Raw genomic sequence first — 17,216 nt, 5'->3', positions numbered from 1 at the left:
CGGCGGCGACCGGTGGCCGTACGGTTCAACCGCACGAGGGGCAGAGCTCAGCACGTCAGAAGAAGCGTCGTACCCGGCCTATCCCAAGAATGAAGCGGTGGCAAGAGACACTTCGTCAGACGGCGAGACTTGGGCAGCTGGCCGGAACCCTGCGGGCACCTTCGAGAAGGCCTCAGGGTTGTGCGGGGCGCGCCAGCTCCCATCCGGGCAGCTCGGCGGAGCGTTCAAGTGCCCGCCGGCACAGACCTCGGCAGTGCGCGAGCGCGCTCGCCGCGTCGGGTGCGATCAGGAAGGCCACACCCCGCGCGCCGGAGCGGGCGGTGTGCACCCGCAGATGCTCCAGGCCGTCACCGGGCTCGCACACCTCCCACAGCGCGTGCAGCAGCGCGTCGGCGGATACCGCCGGGGCGCTCTGCGGCTTGGTGAGGGCGAACTCGACGAGGTGCACGCACCGACTATGCCGGAAGCGGACCGCCGATCCACAGGGGGAGCGGGGTCATATCCGTGCCGTGGCACGGATATGACCCCGCGGACCGGCGCCGCTGCCGGCGCCACGACCACCCGACCACTCCAGACGACTTCGGGGGAACACTGATGCTGCGGGTACTGGGACTCGACACGGGGACGGAGTCCGTCTACCGACTCATGCTGGAGCATCCCTCCTGGGGGATCGACGACCTCACCGGAGCGCTGGGGGAGAGCAGGGCCGCCGTACTGACTTCGCTGGACCGGCTCGCGGACCTCGCGCTGCTGCGCTCGTCCGTATCGAACGACGCCGCCGACCACGTGCACCACGCCGACGACCTGAACGACCTGAACGCCACGTACCGCGCCCCTGCCGCCGACACCCTCCGCCTGGTCCCGCCCCAGGCCGGCCTGGCGGCGCTCCTGGCACGGCGGGAGGAGGATCTGCGGCGCACCCAGCTCGAAGTGGACGCCGGACGCGCGGCGGTCGCTGACCTGCTCGCCGACTACGCCGCCCTCGGCCGCGAGAGCACCACCGGCGCGGTGGAACGGTTCACCGGAGCCGACGCGGTACGCCGCCGCCTGGAGGACCTCACCCTCCACGCCGCCACCGACATCAGCGTGTTCGCCCCCACCGGCGCCGGCGACAGCACCCCGTGGGATCTCGACGTCTCCCTTTATGAGGACAGGCTCTTCCACGGTCTGCGTGTCCGGGTGCTCCACCTGGACAGTACGGCCGGTTCCCCCGAGCGGCGCCGCGCGATGCGCAGGCTGACACGGGCGGGCGCCGAGATCCGCACCGTTCCCTCGCTGCCGATGCACCTGCGCATCGCCGACGGGGAGTGCGCCGTCCTGCCGACGGCCCCGCACGAGGACGGACAGGGTGCGGTCGTCATCCGCGAGCCGGGCGCCTTGGCGGGCCTGGGCGCGCTGTTCTCCCACCTGTGGAACGAGGGCACGCCACTGGCCACGGAGGCGGCCGGTGCCACGGGTGCCACGGGTGTCACGGGTGCCACGGACGCGGACTACTCGGCGCAGGAGCGCGCCCTGCTGCGCTTCCTGGCGGACGGCCTGACCGACGAGGCCGTCGCCCGCAAGCTCGGGATCTCCCTGCGCAGCGAACGGCGCATGATCTCCGGCCTGTCGGCGCGCTTCGGCGCGCACAGCCGCTTCCAGCTCGGCCTGCAGGCCGCCCAGCGCGGTCTGCTGTGAGCGTCCCGCGTGACACGAAACTGCCAGGCGAATCCCATGCCAAACGAAAAGCATGACAACGTCCCGGCGGGCATGACAAGCTCATTCTCAGAACGAACCGGAAAGCAGCCAAGAGCCGCTCGACGGTCTTACTGAAGCCCCCTTCGGTAAAAACCCTGCTGAATGACTTTCAGTACACCACCTCATAAAGGAATGGTCACATGGAGAACGAGAAGAACCTGGTCATGGAGATCCTCGAGGACGACAACTTCGACTTCGAGGCCGAATTCGGGCCGCGCCAGGACGTCGGCCACTGAGGCCCCCTGCGTCACGCGGCCGGTCGTCTGACAAGACACCGGCCGCGTCGGCATATCTACCCTGATTTCCTGGATAGCGGTGAGTTTTGATGACGACCAGCCAGACCGGCCAGACCAGCCAGATCGCCCGGACGACCATCGACGCACAGAAGTGGAAGGCGTTCGCGGCCGCCGAGGCCCCGGACTTCGGCGCCACGTTCTTCGCGGCGTCCCTCGTCACGGATCCCGGCCATGTCAGCCGGCTCATCGACGACAGCCTGCGCACCGCCACCCGTACCGCGCCGGGCGAGCTGCGACTGCGGGCCCTGCGGCCCGGCGCGTTCGACTACAGGCTGACGAAGCGGTTCCTGGACTCGCCCGTGGCACCGGGGGAGTGCGCCGTCGAATGGCTCGCCCGCACCGCCGGCAGCCGCGAGGCCTGCCTGGCCGTCAATGACATCTCCTCCTGGAGTCTCCCGCTCGCCGAATGGGTCGCCGCACTCGTACGGGAAATCGTTGCCGAGGGAATTCACGAACTCCCCTCCGGCACGGATGTGTACACCTTCGTGGCCGACTCGGGCTGGACGCCGTTCGGAATACACAAGGATTCGGAGCCGTCGCTCATCTTCCATCTCGGCCCCTCGCCCAAGGAGGTGTGGGTCTGGCAGGAGAATCCCTTCGACGCCTCCGGGATCACCCCTAGCCCGTCCTTCGGTCGCATCACCTTCGACATCGAGGAGCACCTCGGTTCGGCGGAGCGTTTCTTGCTCCAGCCCGGCGATTTCATTTGCATACCGAAAGACACGTACCACGTGTTCCGCAATCTCGGTCCCTCCGCCTTCCTCGGCCTCACCCTCTATCCGGTGAAGAGCCGCTCGATCGTCACCGAGGCCCTGTGGCGCTCCGCCCCCGCGTCCGACGCGCCCGCCCTCGCCGATTACCCCACCGCCCAGCAGGTCGCCGATCGGGCCCACGCCCTGTTCGCGGACACGGCCGGCTCCGCGGACACCCTCCCGCTCGCCGAGCGGATAGCCGCCGAACTCGCCCTGGCCCAGCTGCGGCTGCGCACCACCGGCTACCTCAGCCGCCCGCACCGCGCCTCCCTGCCCCGCGAGAGTCCCGAAGACGGCGCCCTGCTGCGCTGGGCCCAGCCGGGGGTCCTCGCCGCCGCGCACACCGCCGCGGGCGCCGCCCTCGTCGTACGCGGCCGCTTCCTGCCCGTCCCCGACGGCCTCGACTTCGCCGCGCTGGAGCTGGCGACCCGCTCCGCGCGGCCGTTCACCTTCGCCGGTCTCGCCCAGCTGCTCCCGGACGGCCTGGACGACGCCGCCCGCGCCGCGCTGGCCCGCGGACTCCACGCCCTCGGGGCGGTGACGCCGGCATGAGCGCCTTCGACGCCTACGCGTACGCCCAGCAGCTGCTCAGCGCCCTCGGCGAGCCGGGAGCGCTCCCTCCGGCATCCGGCGTACGCCTCTACGAGGGCTCCCGCACGGCCGCCGGGTTCCCCGCCGGATCCCCAGGCAGCTCCCCAGGCAGCTCCGAGGCCTCCGAGGCCTCCGACACCCTGCTCGCCGGCGTCTGGTCCGCCCTGGCCCGCCCCGGCGCACTGGCCACCAACTTCCGCCTCGTCGAGTCGGGCCGCCAGGTCGACCGCAGCCGCTGGATGCGCTCGCGCGTCGGCGACGGCGAGGTCCTGCACACCACCCTGGTCCCCGCCTACCTGCACAGCGCGATCGAGCGCGGCGCCACCCTGGTCATCAGCCACATCGAGGCCCTCGACGAGCGCGTGATGCTGCTGTGCGAGGCCGTCGAGTACCAGCTGCACGCACGCGCCTGGGTCAACTGCTACATCACCGCGGGCGACGCCTCCGCCTTCGACGTCCACTCGGACGACCATGACGCGCTGATCCTGCAGTTGCTCGGCCGCAAGCACTGGCAGGTCGACACCCGCATCGGAGCCCGCTCCCGCGACCTGGCCCCCGGCAGCCTGGACCGGACCCTGGAGCCCGGCATGTGCCTGTCCGTGCCGCGGGCCACCGCCCACTGCGTCAGCGGCACCGGTGAACTCACCGTCCACCTCACCATCGGCTACGAACCCTTCGCCGATCTGCGCGAGGAGGCCCTCGCGGCCCACGACCTCCTCGGCACCAGCGCCCCCGAGCCGGACCTCGAATGGCTCGCCACCCGCCTGGCCATGCGGCCCGACCGCCGCGCCGGCGCCTCCCTGCGCTCCGCCCTGACCGGCGAGGTCGGCGAATCCACCCGCATCCGCTGGGCGAGCCGCTTCCCGCCGAAGATCCGCCTCACCGACGACGGCCTCGTGGTCATCACCATGGGGCGCCGCATCCGGCTCGACCGCCGTCTGGAAGCCACGATCGGCATCCTCTCCCGCGGCTCCGCCCTGACCTGGCACGACCTGGCCGCCCAGAGCGACCTGTCCGCCGCCGACCTGCGCGACCTGATCCGCTTCGGCGCACGCAACGACTTCCTCATCTGCGAAGGGTGACCGTGTCCACCACTGTCCGGCTCAAGGACAAGACGGCGATCCTGCGGGAACGCCGCTTCGCCACGTTCTTCGCGGGGAACGTCGTCTCCAAGATCGGTGACGCGGCCGTCCCCGTCGCCTTCGCCCTCGCCGCGTACCAGGTGTCCGGCTCCGCCGCGGGCATCACCTGGGTGCTGCTCTCGCTGTGGGGCGCCCGGTTCTGCATGGTCGCCACCGGCGGCCGCATCGCCGACCGGTACGACCGGATCAGGGTGATGATGGGCGCCGACGTGCTGCGCATCGTCGCCCAGGGCGCCCTGGCCCTGCTGTTCGCCGGGCTGCTGCCCGTGGAGAGCTGGCACCTGTGCCTGTCCGCGGCCCTCTACGGAGTCGGCACGGCCCTCTACAACCCCGCCCAGATCGGCCTGACACCCGAACTCGTCCCCGAGGACCGGCTCCAGGACGCCAACGGCCTGCTGTCCCTCGTCGCCGACGTCGCGTTCCTGCTCGGCCCCGTCCTGGCCGGCGTCCTGATGGGCACCGTCGGATTCGCCTGGGTCCTGTGGCTCGACGTCGCCTCGTTCGCCGTCAACCTCGCCCTGCTGCTGCGGCTCTCGCGCATCCACACCCCGGCGCGCCGGGACCGGGCCCGGGCCACCGCCACCGCCGGATCCGGGGCCCATGCCACCGAAGCCGCCGAAGCCGCCGAGAGCGAGGACACGCGCTTCCGCGCCGGCTTCGCGGTCATGGCCCGGTACCCGTGGTTCGGCTTCGGCATGGCCCTGTGGTTCGTCATCTCCCTCGGCATCGGCCTGACCGCCGTCGCGGGCCCCGTCATCGCGGTCGACTCCCTCGGCGGCACCGGCGCCTGGTCGGTCCTGGCGACCTGCCTCGCGCTCGGCTCCCTGCTCGGCTCCCTCACCGTGATCTCGGCGTCGAAACAGCACCCCTGGAAGGCCGCCGCCGTCGTCGTCACCCTCGGCGCCGTCCTGCAGTTCACCACCCTGGCCCTGCGCGACCACCTGCCGACGGCCGTCATCGCCGCCTCGTTCGCGCTGTGCGCCCTGACCACCGCTGCCTGCGGCATCGTCTGGGACACCGCCTACCAGAGCGAGATCCCCGAGCGCTATCTCTCCCGCGTCGGCTCCGTGGACAACTTCGTCAACGCCGTCGGCGTGCCCGTCGGCATGCTCCTCGGCGGCCTGTTCACCGCCCACTACGACGCGGTCTTCCTCGTCGTCTCCGTCCTCCTCGTGCTGCTCGCTCTCCCCGCCGCCCGTCTGGCCGGCCGGGGAAGGAAGGCAACCTCATGAACCTCGCCACCGTCCTCGACGCGCCCGCGACCGGCCCCGCCGCGCACATCCACTCGAGCGGCGACCGCTTCGTCGTCATCGACGACCTGCTGCCCGAGGCCGACTTCGCCGCCGCCACCGCCGACTTCACCGCCCTGCGCCTGAAGCCCGTCCTGTCCACCATCGACCCGGTCTACGACGGCTTCGCCTACCGCGCCGGCGAGGACAAGCAGCCACTGACCGCCGACGCCCCCGACACCCCGCGCTGGCAGCGCGCCGTCAAAGAACAGGTCACCGCCCACCTGGACCTCGTAGCCGCCCGCGAGGACGACGACAGCCTCGCCCTCAGCTTCAGCGCCTGGGGGTACCCCGCCGGCTCCCGGCTGAGCTGGCACAACGACGCCGGCGCCGGCCGCGTGGGCGCGTACGTCTACTTCACCCACGAGAGCTGGGACGCGAGCTGGGGCGGCGGCCTCGCCCTGATCGACGAGGAGTCCCGCCCCGACGCCGCGGACGGCGCCGCCCTCGTCCACAGCGAGGTCCACCCCACGCTGATCCTGCCCCGCCCCAACCGCCTCGTCGTCTTCCGCTCCCACACCATGCACGCCGTCCAGCGCGTCGACTCCGCCGCCGGCGACCGGCTGCGCCGGACCTGGACCGGCTTCATCACCGAGGGAAACACTCATGACTGACACGCTCACCGCCCCCGCCGCCCTCGAACGCCTCGGCTGGAACGCCGCCGACGAGGACCGCTGGACCGGGCCGGGCGCCCCCGCCCGTGTGGTCGTCAACCACGGATCCGTGTGCGAGGTCCTGCTGGGTGCGGCCGACGGACGGCTCGTCCAGCACAGCGCGACCACCGCCCCCCAGCTGCCAGCCACCCCCGTCGCCGGTGACTGGGTCGGACTCGGCGCCGACGGCCGCATCCACGCCATCGCCGCCCGCCGCGCCGTCCTGTCCCGTGCCGCCGCCGCCGGCAGCGGCCCGCAGGTCATGGCCGCCAACATCGAGACCGTCCTGATGGTCGTCCCCCTCGACGGCGGCCTCAACGCCAAGATGGTGGAGCGCCTCTCCGTCATGGGCTGGGAGAGCGGAGCCCAGCCGGTGCTCGTCCTGTCCAAGAGCGACCGGACCCGTGACGAAGGCGCCGAGGACGCGGCTGCCGCCGAACTCCTCAGCCCCGGCGTGCCCGTACTCCCCGTCAGCGTCCTCACCGGCCAGGGCCTCGACACCCTGCGCACCTGGCTCGGCCCCGGCACCACCGCCGTCATGCTCGGCCCCTCCGGCGCGGGCAAGACCTCACTGCTCAACGCCCTGGAAGGCACCCGCGAGGCGGTCACCGAGGTCGGCCGCGCAGGCGGCCGCCACACCACAACCACCCGCCGCCTGCACCTCTTGGCGTCCGGCGGAGTCCTCCTAGACATCCCCGGCATCCGGTCCCTCGAGGTCGCCGCGAGCCGCGAGTCCGTCGACGACGTCTTCGCGGACCTCGCCTCCTTTGCGCTGAAGTGTCAGTTCGGAGACTGCGGCCACGAAGGCGACGGCGGCTGCGCCGTCGAAGAGGCCGTCCGCACCGGCGACCTGCCGTACGCCCGCCTCGCCAACTGGCGCAAGCTCCAGGGCGAGATCGCCTACCGCGAGCGCCGCGAGGACCCCTCCGCCATGGCCGACATCCGCCGCCAGTGGAAGGCCGTCAGCAAGCAGGCCCGCCGGGGCCGCCGGGGCTGAACAGGCACGAAATGCATTGCGCACGCCAGGAGTTGGCGTAAGCATGCCCCCGCGCCAACTATGGCACCGACCCGCGAGCCACCCTCCAGCAAAGGACGCGTCCGGTGCCGCACATCACGATCGTCAGCGACCTGCCCGGTATCAGGGGACTGATGACCGACCGCCCCGACTCGGCAGCTCCGCTCAACGCGGTCGCCGACACCCTCCTGCGGGGCCCGTCCCCGCTGCCGCGCGGCGAGCGCGAACTCATCGCGACGTACGTCTCGGAACTCAACCGCACCCGGTTCTGCTCCGACACCCACGGCGCGGCCGCCGCAGCCCAGCTCGAAGGCGGCGCCGACCTCGTCAAGGCCGTCCAGCACGACGTGGACACCGCTGAGCTGTCCCCGCTGCTGCGCGCCCTGCTGCGGATAGCCGCCGAGGTCCAGGCCCAGGCCGCGCCCGTCTCCGACGAGGCGATCGCCGCGGCCCGCGCCGAGGGCGCGGGTGACGACCACATCCACGACACCGTGCTCATCGCCGCGGCCTTCTGCATGTACAACCGCTACGTCAGCGGCCTCGCCACCGTCCTGCCGGCCGAGCCCGGTTACTACGAGGAGGCGGGCCGCCGGATCACCACCCACGGCTACGCCCGCGCGGTGTGAGAGGGATGGCGACCACCCCCGCAGTTCCGTCCCCCGAGGCCACCGGCACGAGGAAGACCCACCGCCGAGCCGTCACCGCCACCGTCGTCGGCAACTTCGTCGAGTCCTTCGACTGGCTGGGCTACGGACTCTTCGCCCCGCTCCTGGCCCCCCACTTCTTCCCCTCCAGCAACCCGGTCACCTCCCTGATCGGCGCGTTCACGCTCCTGGGCATCGGCGTACTCGTACGCCCCCTCGGCGGCATTCTCCTGGGCCGCCTCGCCGACCGGCGCGGCCGCCGCCCCGCCCTCATGCTCGCCATCAGCCTCATGACCACCGGCTCGTTCCTCATCGGCATCACCCCGACCTACAGCCAGGCCGGCCTGCTCGCCCCCCTCATCCTGCTCATCGCCCGCGTGGCCCAGGGCATCTCCTCCGGCGGCGAATGGCCCGCCGCTGCCGCCTACCTCATGGAAGTCGCCCCGCCCAAGCGCAAGTCCCTCTACGGCAGTCTCTTCTCCCTGACCACCGCCGCGGGCGCCTTCACCGCCGCGATGCTCGGCGGAGCCCTGACCGGCGCCCTCGGCACCGACGCCATGGCCTCGTGGGGCTGGCGCATCCCCTTCCTCGTCGGCGGCGCCTTCGGCATCATCCTGATGGTCCTGCGCCGGCAGCTCGCCGAGACCGAGGTCTTCCGGCGCGCGACCGGCCCCCGGGCCACCCGCGGCTCACTGCGCCAGGTACTGGTCACCCACCGGCGCCAGGTGGTCATGTCCGTCCTGTTCATCGCGGGCATGGGAACCGTCGGCGGCACCTGGACCTCCGTGATCCCCGCGATGGGCCAGCGTTTGAGCGGCCCCGGCACCACGTTCGGGGTCGTCATCTGCGCGACGGCCACCCTCATCGTCATCAACGTCCCCGTCGGCCTGCTCGCCGACAAGGTCGGCCCCAAACGCTTCCTCCTCAGTGCTACCGTCTTGTTCGCCGCCACCGCCCCGTACAGCTTCCTCTCCATCGACGGCACCTTCGCGAGCCTGCTGTTCGCCTACCTCAGCGGCACCGTCTACCTCGTCTGCGCCACCACCACCCTCCCGGGCATCCTCGCCGAGCTCTTCCCCGCGGAGAACCGGGCCCTGGGCATGGGCCTGCCCAACGCGGTCACCTCGGCCGTCCTCGGCGGCGTCGCCCCGGCACTGGCCACCTACCTCGGCGAACACGGCGCCTCCGGCTGGTTCATCGCCGGCGTCCTGGCAGCGGTCCTCCTCGCCTGGCCCGCCACCTTCCTCGCCCTGCGCACCGCCACCCCGTCGGCCCCCGCACTCGACAAGTCCACCCTTGTCCTCACCAAGTAGCCACCCAAGAGGCGCGGTTCGGGACATTCGGGAATTTCCGTACCGCCCCGATCAAGGGCGATGCGGATCCGTAGGCTCAGCCGACGATCAGTCACACCGCTGACGACACGCTCTCCCGGACCCGGTCCAGAACGGTGCTCACCTTGACGCAGTCCCTTGCCACTCCTGTCATCGCTCCGAAGCCTCCCGCCGGGAAGGCGCCCCACGGCCCGGGGCGCCTTCCGGCCGATCGTGACCTCTCGGGACACCACAGGAAAGAGACGGTCACAGGCCCGCTCACCGGCAAGACGGCCCTGGTCACCGGGGCCAGCCGCGGCATCGGCCGGGGGATAGCCGAACGCCTCGCCGCGGACGGGGCACTCGTCGTCGTCCACTACGCCCGGAACGTGGCTGCCGCGGAACATGTCGTGGACTCCATCCGAAGCCGCGGCGGCAACGCCTTCGGAGTCCAGACCGAATTCGGGGACTGCGGCGACGCCGAAGCCCTCTACGCCGCCGTCGACACCGCACTGGAACTGCGCGACATGGGACCCGAACTGGACATCCTCGTCAACAACGCCGCGGCCAGCGGCTCGGCCCGGATCCACGAGGTCACTCCGGAGCTCGTCGACAAGATCTTCGCGGTCAACGTCAAGTCCCTCCTCTTCGTCATCCAGCAGGCCCTCACCCGCATGCGGGACGGCGGCCGGATCATCAATGTCTCCTCCGCCGTCACCCGCGTCGCCTACCCGGAGTCTGTCGTGTACTCCATGAGCAAGGGCGCGATGGACACCCTCACCCTCGCTCTCGCCAAGGAACTCGGGCCCCGGCGCATCAACGTCAACACGGTCTCCCCAGGCTTCGTCGCGACCGACATGAACGCGAAGCTCCGCACCACGCCCGACGGGGCCGCGCGCCTGGCCGGCATGTCCGTCTTCGACCGCATCGCGGACCCCGCCGACGTGGCCGCCGTCGTGGCCTTCCTCGCCTCATCCGATTCCCAGTGGATCACCGGTCAGCGCCTCGAAGCATCGGGCGGCACCCACCTGTGACGCCGTCAGTCGTCACGTCGGTGGCGCGCGGCTCGTTCCGGGGTCCTATTTGTCACATTAGTGATCGAGCACTAACTTCGACGCATGGCAAGGATGAGTGCGGAAGAGCGGCGCGAGAGCGTCATCCTGGCGGCGATGGGCGAGTTCGCGCGGGGCGGGTACTACGGGACCTCCACCGAGGTGATCGCCAAGCGCGTCGGGGTGTCCCAGCCCTACCTCTTCCGGCTCTTCCCGAACAAGCAGGCCATCTTCCTGGCCGCCGCCGCCCGCTGCATGGAGGACATCCGGCGCGTCTTCGAGGAAGCCGCCAGGAACCTCCAGGGTGAGGAGGCGGTCGAGGCGATGAGCGTGGCGTACATGAAGCTGATCGCCGAGCAGCCCGAGAAGCTGCAGATGCAGCTCCAGACGTACGTGACCGTCGCCGCCGCCGAAGCCGCCGGGGAGCCGGAGTTCGGTGAGATGGTGCGGGCCGCCTGGATGGAGCTGTGGGACACCGTCCACGTACCGCTCGGGGCGGACGTGACCAGGACGGCCAGCTTCCTCGCGTACGGGATACTGATCAACACCCTGTCGGCCATGGGGTTCCCGGCCCAGCACCGGGTCTGGGACGGCTGCTACCCGGGCGTGCGGCCCCAGTAGACCCGGAGACCAGGGCAGGAGGAGTGGCGGCGGGCAGGAGCGCTGTACTCGAGGTGCACTCGCGCCGTATGCTGTGACCACTCTGCTGTTCAGGCGTGAAAGGCCCCCACCGATGGTGGGGGCCTTTCACATGCCGCCTAAGCGACCCGCAGCGCGGGGGTGCCCTGTGTGGGGGGCACGGTCTGGTACTCGGGGAGCTTCAGCAGAGCGAGGCGTTTGGCCTTCATCGCCACCAGGGCCTCGTTGAAGGCCTCGTCCATGGCCTGGGCGCTCTCGTATCGCGCGGCCAGCGGGTGGAGGTAGTAGCTGTTTGCCCTGCGGCTGCGTTCACTCGGCGTACGCAGGACGATGTTCAGCTCGAACAAGGGGTCGAGCAGGTTGCTGATCGCCGAGGGGCTGACGTTGTACTCGACCGCCATGGTCTTCTGGGACGGCAGCACGCCGCTTCCCGGCTCGCTCCTGAAGACCAGGTAGGAGAGGAACTTCACCGCAGCGGCCCCGATGGGGAGGGCCCAGATGCGTTCGGTTACAAGTGGGGACATCACCGGCTTGGCCATCGGGTCTTCTCTCCTTGGTCGCATCGTGGGTGGGTCCGGTCACCTATCACCCTGCCGCCTCCTGGGCGTGGCGCAGGTCCTCGAAGTCGAGTTCCTGTTGACCGGGGATGGATCTGGGGCCGATCTTATGCGGGAAGCCCGCGGGATCGTTGCCGTGGTCGAAAGCGATCTCCTGGAGGACTTCCTTCTGCTCTCCGCTGTTCCCGTTGAACCACAGGGTGACGTTGAGCCGGATCCGGCCGTACCCGGCGCTTTCCAACCATCCCCAGTCGCAGAGCGCCTTGACGGCCTTGTTGACGGTCGGGCGTGTGATCTTCTTGCCGTCAGGAATCTTGACGGCCTCTTCGTTCAGACCGTCGGTGATCTGCTGCTGGGTGTACGAGGTGATGCCGGTGCCCTTCTTCTGGCCTCCGGCGACGTACATGAACACGGCGATCTGGGATGCGGAGACGCGCCGGGCGACGATCAGCTGTCCCATGCGCTGAGCGAACCAGTTGCTGGTGAGGCTGTAGCCGGTGTTGCCGGCCATCGTGTGCGTACTCGTCGGCTTGGCATCGTTGTAGTCGATGCTGATGTTGACCTTGGGCCCGCGCCCTCGTTTGGCCGCTTGAGGAGCAACCTCGGGAGTGTGACCGAGATGGTCGGCGAGAAGGCTCAGGATTCCGTCGAAGACGTCGTCGCCCTCGGGTGCTGCGGCAGGTTGAGGGATCTGGCCGGGCCGACGCTGAGGTCGCATCGGCGGGTTAGGTGTCACGCGTGCCTCCTTCGCTGTTCAGGCACGGCGAGCCTAGCCCAAAACTTCAACTGAGCTTAAGTTCCGCCCGCGAGTCGCAGCACCCGCTCCGATCGGCACCAAAACTTGCGCTGAGCTCAACTTTTGACAGACCGCCACCCCTCTCACGCCCCGGCAGGTGACCACAGGGGCAAAACTTGAGTTCAGCTTCACTTTTGGTGCGAGAAAATCACCAAAGATGAGCTGAGGTTGATTCCTGCGCCTCCGGGCAGCACACATTCCCGAAAACCCACTGCCCCTCAGTGGCTTCGCTCCCGCTAGCCCAACTCCCCTGACCTGCGACTACTCCAACCGCCGGGCCCCCATCCAAAACTTGCGCTGAGCTCAAGTTTTGAGTCAAAGTGTCACCGCTGGATTAACACTTTCCCCCTCCAAGTGTGTCGGCCAGGCTCACTAGATCCACAGAAACCGCAGGTCAGAGCCTTGCAACGCGGGCCGTCTCTTAAAAAAGAAAGCTCAGCCCCCGTCGAGCCCGACCCGTAACTGGCCGAGCGAATGACTCATTTGCACCTTTAGGCCACCAAATCCCCCTGCTCAGGAACACCCCTGAGCACCCCACCAACCCCAGCTCCATGCCCTCTCACCCGCACACACCGCAGCCGCGACGCCTCAACCACTCTCGGCAGTAACCACACCCCCACCCCCTCATGCCTTCAGGAACTCTCCTACCTGAGCCACCTTCAGCAACCACGGACTACAGCACCCCCCCATTCCGTAGGCATGGTCCACTGAGGGCGCCCTGCGCCCGAGGGGTGCGCGTAGCGCAGGACCATGACTGAGGGCGAAGGGGAGGCCTGGAGGGGCCGCCGCCATAGCGGCCCCTCCAGGGATGGTCCAGCGCATCCAGGCGCTGGCGGGGGGTCCAGGGGGGCAGCGCCCTCCCTGGCCACGGTCCGCAGCCGACGACGTACAAGAACCACTGTCAGATCCGCTCGTTCATCGCGGCCGCCAAGCCCGGAGCCCAGGTCCAGGTTCTGCAGGATCAGATCGCGGCCCTGCAGCGGCAGCTGTCCGAATTGACCAGGCAGAACCAGAGCACCACAACGGCCGAGGAGCGGCGGGCCGAGCAGGCGCGGCAGCAGGACACCTTGCGACGAGGCGCGCGGCTGCGGACGCACGAGCCGCCAGGGCCCGGTATCACCTTCTCTCCCGGTTCCACCCGGTCTTCCGGCAGATGCTGGACCTCGGAGGGCTCGGTACGGCCGGCTACGACACCTCGCACGTCGATCAATTCCTCGCCGACCTCCGCCGCTACATCGAGGACGAGGACATACGCGGGCTCGAGAACAGCCTGGCCCAGCACCAAGGGTTCCTTCAGGTGACGTCGAGGTGGACCGAACTCGACGACGGCGGGCGGCCGGGCAAGGAGGTCTACGACAAGGCGTCGGTCGCCGGTCAGCCAGGACATCGTCCGCTCGATCACCCACCTTCGCCGTCCGAGCCGTTCGGAGGACTCGACGCCCTTGCGTGCGATACGGACGCCGATGCGTTTGCCGCGTAACCATTTCCGCGGGTGGGGAACGTCGTAGGCTTTGTCGGCGTGAAGGCGCTGAGGCTTGAAGTAGCGGCCGCGGTGGGGGTCGTGTGTCGTTTGGTGGCCCATGATCATGGGCTTCAGGGCGAGGCTGTCGTGGGTGTTGGCCCCGGTGACGCCGACGAGGAGAGGCAGTCCGTTCGCGTCCGACAGGACGTGCATCTTGGAACCCGGCTTGCCCCGGTCCACGGGACTCGGACCTGTGAGTTCGCCCCCTTTTCAGCGCGGACGTGGGCGGAGTCCAGAACCGTCCCAGGCGGGTATGTAGGGCTGTGCGTTGTGGTGGGGAGGTTGCGGTGAGTGGCGGCTCTGGCTGTATCTCACCTGTGATGTCGGAGGGATTGCTGTGGGGGCCTTCTGGTGAGGAGGTCGCCGTTGCGTGGGGCAGAGCAATCCTGTTCCCACGGCAGGCGTCACCTTGTATGCCAGTCTCCTCGACCGAGCCTGTCGGTTCGGCGGACAGTCTCCTCGTCGGGTGTGTCGCTGCGGCGCGCCCTTCCCGAGACCGTCACGAGCCACCGCCGGGTCCCCCGCAGGTCCTGGTTTGCTCGGTCACCCGTTTTGCGCCACCGTGCTACGCCGACACGCCGCCGCTGAGACCAGGGCGAGGGCGAAGGCGGGCCGTGAACGCCGCGTCCAGGCCCGCATGTGTGCTGCCGGTCGGGCGGGGGTGGCCAGGTGAGTAGGCGCCCGTCGAACACGCATCGCCCCGGTGTTTCCCGCGCTGCGGGTTCCGGGCTGCGTTTTGGGATGATCGCAGTGTGTGTGTCCGCGGATCCGGACCCGCTCTTGAATGCTGGGCGGGCTGTACCGCTGTATGTCCGCCTGATCGGTTTCGCGGAGGTCGGGTCCCGGATGACGGAGCAGGGGTACCCGTACCGGTCCCGGTTGGCGATGAGAACGACGCGAAACCTCTACACCCTTCACGATGGCTGGCTGATCCACGCTGTGCCGGCCCCGCCGGCGCCCCCGCCGCAGCACGCGCTGGCCGCTATCCCCCGGGAGCGCGGCTGCGGGTCCCCTGTTTGGTCCAGGCGAAGGCTCTCCTTCAGCTGCTCAACCCACCTGCCTGGCCCACGTACGGGCCTGTGCGGCCCGTTCGGCTCCTGTCGTTGGGCGGGGCTAGGGTCGGGTGGAGCCCACGCCGATATGGCGTGCGCGGGGGAGGCCCGGTGCCCGCATTTGTTCGGGGGCAGTACCGCCGGGCCGCCTCAAGCTGACTGCCACCGAGACCCGCTGAGTGCCTCTCAGGAAGCGTTGGGGTCTGTTCCTGCCCCGAGGGGGCGCCGCCCGGGAGTTCGGCGTGTAGAGGTCCTTTCCGGGGGCGTTCCTGGCTGGCCGTCGGGTTCTGCGGCGAGGCGGGACCTGCGGCCGGCCACCGGTTGTGCGGGGGGAGTTGCGGGGTGCGGGCCTGTGCCAAGGGGGCGGCGTTCGATCATGCGCCTAGTTTCGTGGGCAGGGTGCAGAGGTCGGTCTGCGGGTCGGGCAGGCCGCGGCCCAGGGCCGATGACGAGAAGGCGGGCGTCCTGCGCGAGACGATCGACGCCTGGACTCCTGACGACCTGGCATGGGCACTGGTGACCGTTCTGAACAGGGCTGCGGAACTGGCGGACGCGCGTCCGTAGGGGGAGTCGGCCTACCGGGAGATGTGTTCTGCTGGACAGCGCAGTGCGGTGTGGTGGGCCGCTTGTCGGCTGGAATGGTCGGCGTGATGAAGCGTCGGGTGAAATCCGCAGGTCAGGCCGATTTGGGGGTGTGCAGGTTGGTTGGGTACCGCGCAGGTTCGCTGGTCCACCACAACCAGGTTGGCATGATCATTTCGGGGTGGAGTGGTCTTTCCAGAGGTTATCTGATCTTAAGAATGAATCAGTCCGGTGTGTGTGGGGTGCCTCCCACCGGTCGGGGTGGTGGGGGGGGCGGTCTGGGCGTGGGCTGTTAGCCGAGGAGGCCGCGGAGGCTGATGTCGATGGTGTCGATGGTCTGCAGGTTGGGGTCGGTGCTGGCGGGGTTGATGCTGTTTCGGAGGTTGATGTTGAGGCTTCCTCGGCCGCCGAGGCTGATGGGGCCGTTGGCGTGGTGGGTGCTGGTGTAGTTGGTCTGGGTGGGGCCGTTGATGGTGTCGGTAAAGGTCTGGCCGTTGTTGCCGTTGAAGAAGGCGCCTGTGGTGAGGGTTCCCTGGATGCCGTCCTGGATGACGGAGGAGCCGCGGGTGGTGATGTCTGCCTGGGGTTCGAGGTCGAGGAGGTCGCTGTTGAACTGGATGTTGATCTGGCAGTTGCTGGACCTGAGGGCGCCCGGGCTGTTGGATCCGGTTTCGGCTCGGAAGGCATCGAAGGCGATGGTGACGATCCTGCCATCCGCAATGATGGAGGGATCAGCGCTGAGGGGATCCTGCTGCAACCACGGCCCGTGGAGCGGGCCGTGGTCTTGGAGGCGAGGCCCGGGGTGGGGGAGCGCAGCGGACCCACCCGACGGGCCGAAGGCCCGGACCCCGCGAAACGGGGCAGTTCCCGCGCGGAGCGCGGGAACTCCAAGGCCGGCGAAGCCGGCCTCATTCTGGTGGAGCGAAGCGGAACCAGAACCAGGTCCGAAGCGCAGCGGAGGACTCCGGCCCGAAGGGCCGGCCCCAGCTCGGAGCGAAGCGGAGAGCCAGGCGCCGAAGGCGCCCCGGCCGAGCGCAGCGGGGCCGTTAGTCCGGAGCGAAGCGGAGGACTACCTCCCCCGAAGGGGGAGGCCATGCCTGCGAAGCGGCCCCCGGGAGGAATGCGAAGCCAGCCTTCTCTTGTGGAGCGCAGCGGAACCAGAGCCAGTCCGGAGCGAAGCGCAGGACCTCCGGGCCAAAGGCCCGGCTATAGCTCGGAGCGAAGCCGAGAACCAGGCCCGAAGGGCCCCGGGCGAGCGCAGCGAGGCCCTTAGTCCGGAGCGAAGCGCAGGACCACCTCCCCGAAGGGGAGGCCCTGGCCGCGAAGCGGCCCCGCCGAGCGCAGCGATGGTTTAAAGTCTTTCTCGCCCCCCAGGAATTGAATTCCAAGCGGGCACACCCCCCTCTCGATTCAGGAATCCGAAGCCGGTTAATCCGGTGGAAAGCTTCTGATAGAGTCGGAATCGCCGGAAAGGGAAAACGCGAAAGCGAATGACCTGGAAGGCGGAAAACAAGCGAGACAGACTCTGATAGAGTCTGAAACGCAAGAACAGAACAGAACGAAAGCCCGGAGGAAAGCCCGAGAGGG

14 protein-coding genes and 1 pseudogene are annotated in these 17,216 nt (G+C 69.5%); 10 read left to right on the top strand and 5 right to left on the bottom strand.

Annotated features, from left to right (window positions below):
• Positions 1–172: 172 nt before the first annotated feature.
• Entirely contained in the window at positions 173–448 is a 276-nt protein-coding gene (locus tag ACWCP2_RS33970) for a hypothetical protein (protein WP_450912417.1), read from the bottom strand.
• A gap of 146 nt (positions 449–594) precedes the next feature.
• On the opposite strand from ACWCP2_RS33970, the gene ACWCP2_RS33965 reads away from it, so the two are divergent.
• The 10 genes from ACWCP2_RS33965 to ACWCP2_RS33920 all read left to right on the top strand — a co-directional run bounded on the left by ACWCP2_RS33965 (position 595) and on the right by ACWCP2_RS33920 (position 11,102).
• Positions 595–1,677: a hypothetical protein gene (locus ACWCP2_RS33965; RefSeq protein ID WP_450912416.1), complete on the top strand. Its 1,083-nt coding sequence runs from the start codon at positions 595–597 to the stop codon at positions 1,675–1,677.
• A 385-nt stretch (positions 1,678–2,062) separates the two neighbouring features.
• Positions 2,063–3,337, top strand: a complete 1,275-nt coding sequence (locus tag ACWCP2_RS33960) for a cupin domain-containing protein (RefSeq protein ID WP_450912415.1) — start codon at positions 2,063–2,065, stop codon at positions 3,335–3,337.
• Positions 3,334–4,458 carry a JmjC domain-containing protein gene (locus ACWCP2_RS33955; RefSeq protein ID WP_450912414.1) on the top strand — a complete coding sequence of 375 codons (1,125 nt, stop codon included), beginning with the start codon at positions 3,334–3,336 and terminating at the stop codon, positions 4,456–4,458. Before ACWCP2_RS33960 ends, ACWCP2_RS33955 begins: the two co-directional genes overlap by 4 nt.
• A gap of 2 nt (positions 4,459–4,460) precedes the next feature.
• On the top strand, positions 4,461–5,750 hold the full coding sequence (locus ACWCP2_RS33950) for an MFS transporter (RefSeq protein WP_450912413.1): 1,290 nt from the start codon (positions 4,461–4,463) through the stop codon (positions 5,748–5,750).
• On the top strand, positions 5,747–6,421 hold the full coding sequence (locus tag ACWCP2_RS33945; RefSeq protein WP_450912412.1) for a 2OG-Fe(II) oxygenase: 675 nt from the start codon (positions 5,747–5,749) through the stop codon (positions 6,419–6,421). Before ACWCP2_RS33950 ends, ACWCP2_RS33945 begins: the two co-directional genes overlap by 4 nt.
• Complete coding sequence (gene rsgA, locus ACWCP2_RS33940; protein WP_450912411.1) at positions 6,414–7,457, top strand: ribosome small subunit-dependent GTPase A; 1,044 nt, start codon at positions 6,414–6,416, stop codon at positions 7,455–7,457. The genes ACWCP2_RS33945 and rsgA overlap by 8 nt, the downstream gene beginning before the upstream one ends.
• Positions 7,458–7,561: 104 nt before the next feature.
• Positions 7,562–8,101: a carboxymuconolactone decarboxylase family protein gene (locus ACWCP2_RS33935; protein ID WP_450912410.1), complete on the top strand. Its 540-nt coding sequence runs from the start codon at positions 7,562–7,564 to the stop codon at positions 8,099–8,101.
• Between the two features lie 5 nt (positions 8,102–8,106).
• Positions 8,107–9,432, top strand: a complete 1,326-nt coding sequence (locus ACWCP2_RS33930) for an MFS transporter (protein WP_450912409.1) — start codon at positions 8,107–8,109, stop codon at positions 9,430–9,432.
• A 293-nt stretch (positions 9,433–9,725) separates the two neighbouring features.
• Positions 9,726–10,463, top strand: coding sequence for an SDR family NAD(P)-dependent oxidoreductase (locus ACWCP2_RS33925; protein WP_450912435.1), 738 nt, complete (start codon positions 9,726–9,728; stop codon positions 10,461–10,463).
• 84 nt (positions 10,464–10,547) lie between these two features.
• The gene (locus ACWCP2_RS33920) at positions 10,548–11,102 is read left to right on the top strand and encodes a TetR/AcrR family transcriptional regulator (protein ID WP_450912408.1); all 555 of its coding nucleotides are present in this window, start codon (positions 10,548–10,550) and stop codon (positions 11,100–11,102) included.
• Positions 11,103–11,239: 137 nt separating this feature from the next.
• On the opposite strand, the gene ACWCP2_RS33915 is transcribed toward ACWCP2_RS33920, so the two are convergent.
• The 4 genes and pseudogenes from ACWCP2_RS33915 to ACWCP2_RS33900 form a co-directional block, all read right to left on the bottom strand.
• On the bottom strand, positions 11,240–11,659 hold the full coding sequence (locus tag ACWCP2_RS33915) for a hypothetical protein (RefSeq protein WP_450912407.1): 420 nt from the start codon (positions 11,657–11,659) through the stop codon (positions 11,240–11,242).
• Positions 11,660–11,705: 46 nt separating this feature from the next.
• Positions 11,706–12,413, bottom strand: a complete 708-nt coding sequence (locus tag ACWCP2_RS33910; protein WP_450912406.1) for a hypothetical protein — start codon at positions 12,411–12,413, stop codon at positions 11,706–11,708.
• Positions 12,414–13,830: 1,417 nt separating this feature from the next.
• Positions 13,831–14,234: pseudogene (locus ACWCP2_RS33905) on the bottom strand (transposase); the annotation flags it as partial.
• A gap of 1,687 nt (positions 14,235–15,921) precedes the next feature.
• Complete coding sequence (locus ACWCP2_RS33900) at positions 15,922–16,386, bottom strand: DUF4360 domain-containing protein (protein ID WP_450912405.1); 465 nt, start codon at positions 16,384–16,386, stop codon at positions 15,922–15,924.
• Positions 16,387–17,216 lie beyond the last annotated feature (830 nt).

It is taken from the genome of Streptomyces sp. NPDC002104, from assembly GCF_053593795.1.
Note: the sequence above shows the minus strand (reverse complement) of the source record. Positions and strands in the feature narration are given on the sequence as shown.

Coding starts and splice junctions, on each gene's coding strand:
- ACWCP2_RS33965 (WP_450912416.1), top strand. CDS start 595: ATGCTGCGGGTACTGGGACTCGACACGGGGACGGAGTCCGTCTACCGA.
- ACWCP2_RS33960 (WP_450912415.1), top strand. CDS start 2,063: ATGACGACCAGCCAGACCGGCCAGACCAGCCAGATCGCCCGGACGACC.
- ACWCP2_RS33955 (WP_450912414.1), top strand. CDS start 3,334: ATGAGCGCCTTCGACGCCTACGCGTACGCCCAGCAGCTGCTCAGCGCC.
- ACWCP2_RS33945 (WP_450912412.1), top strand. CDS start 5,747: ATGAACCTCGCCACCGTCCTCGACGCGCCCGCGACCGGCCCCGCCGCG.
- rsgA (WP_450912411.1), top strand. CDS start 6,414: ATGACTGACACGCTCACCGCCCCCGCCGCCCTCGAACGCCTCGGCTGG.
- ACWCP2_RS33930 (WP_450912409.1), top strand. CDS start 8,107: ATGGCGACCACCCCCGCAGTTCCGTCCCCCGAGGCCACCGGCACGAGG.
- ACWCP2_RS33920 (WP_450912408.1), top strand. CDS start 10,548: ATGGCAAGGATGAGTGCGGAAGAGCGGCGCGAGAGCGTCATCCTGGCG.
- ACWCP2_RS33915 (WP_450912407.1), bottom strand. CDS start 11,659: ATGGCCAAGCCGGTGATGTCCCCACTTGTAACCGAACGCATCTGGGCC.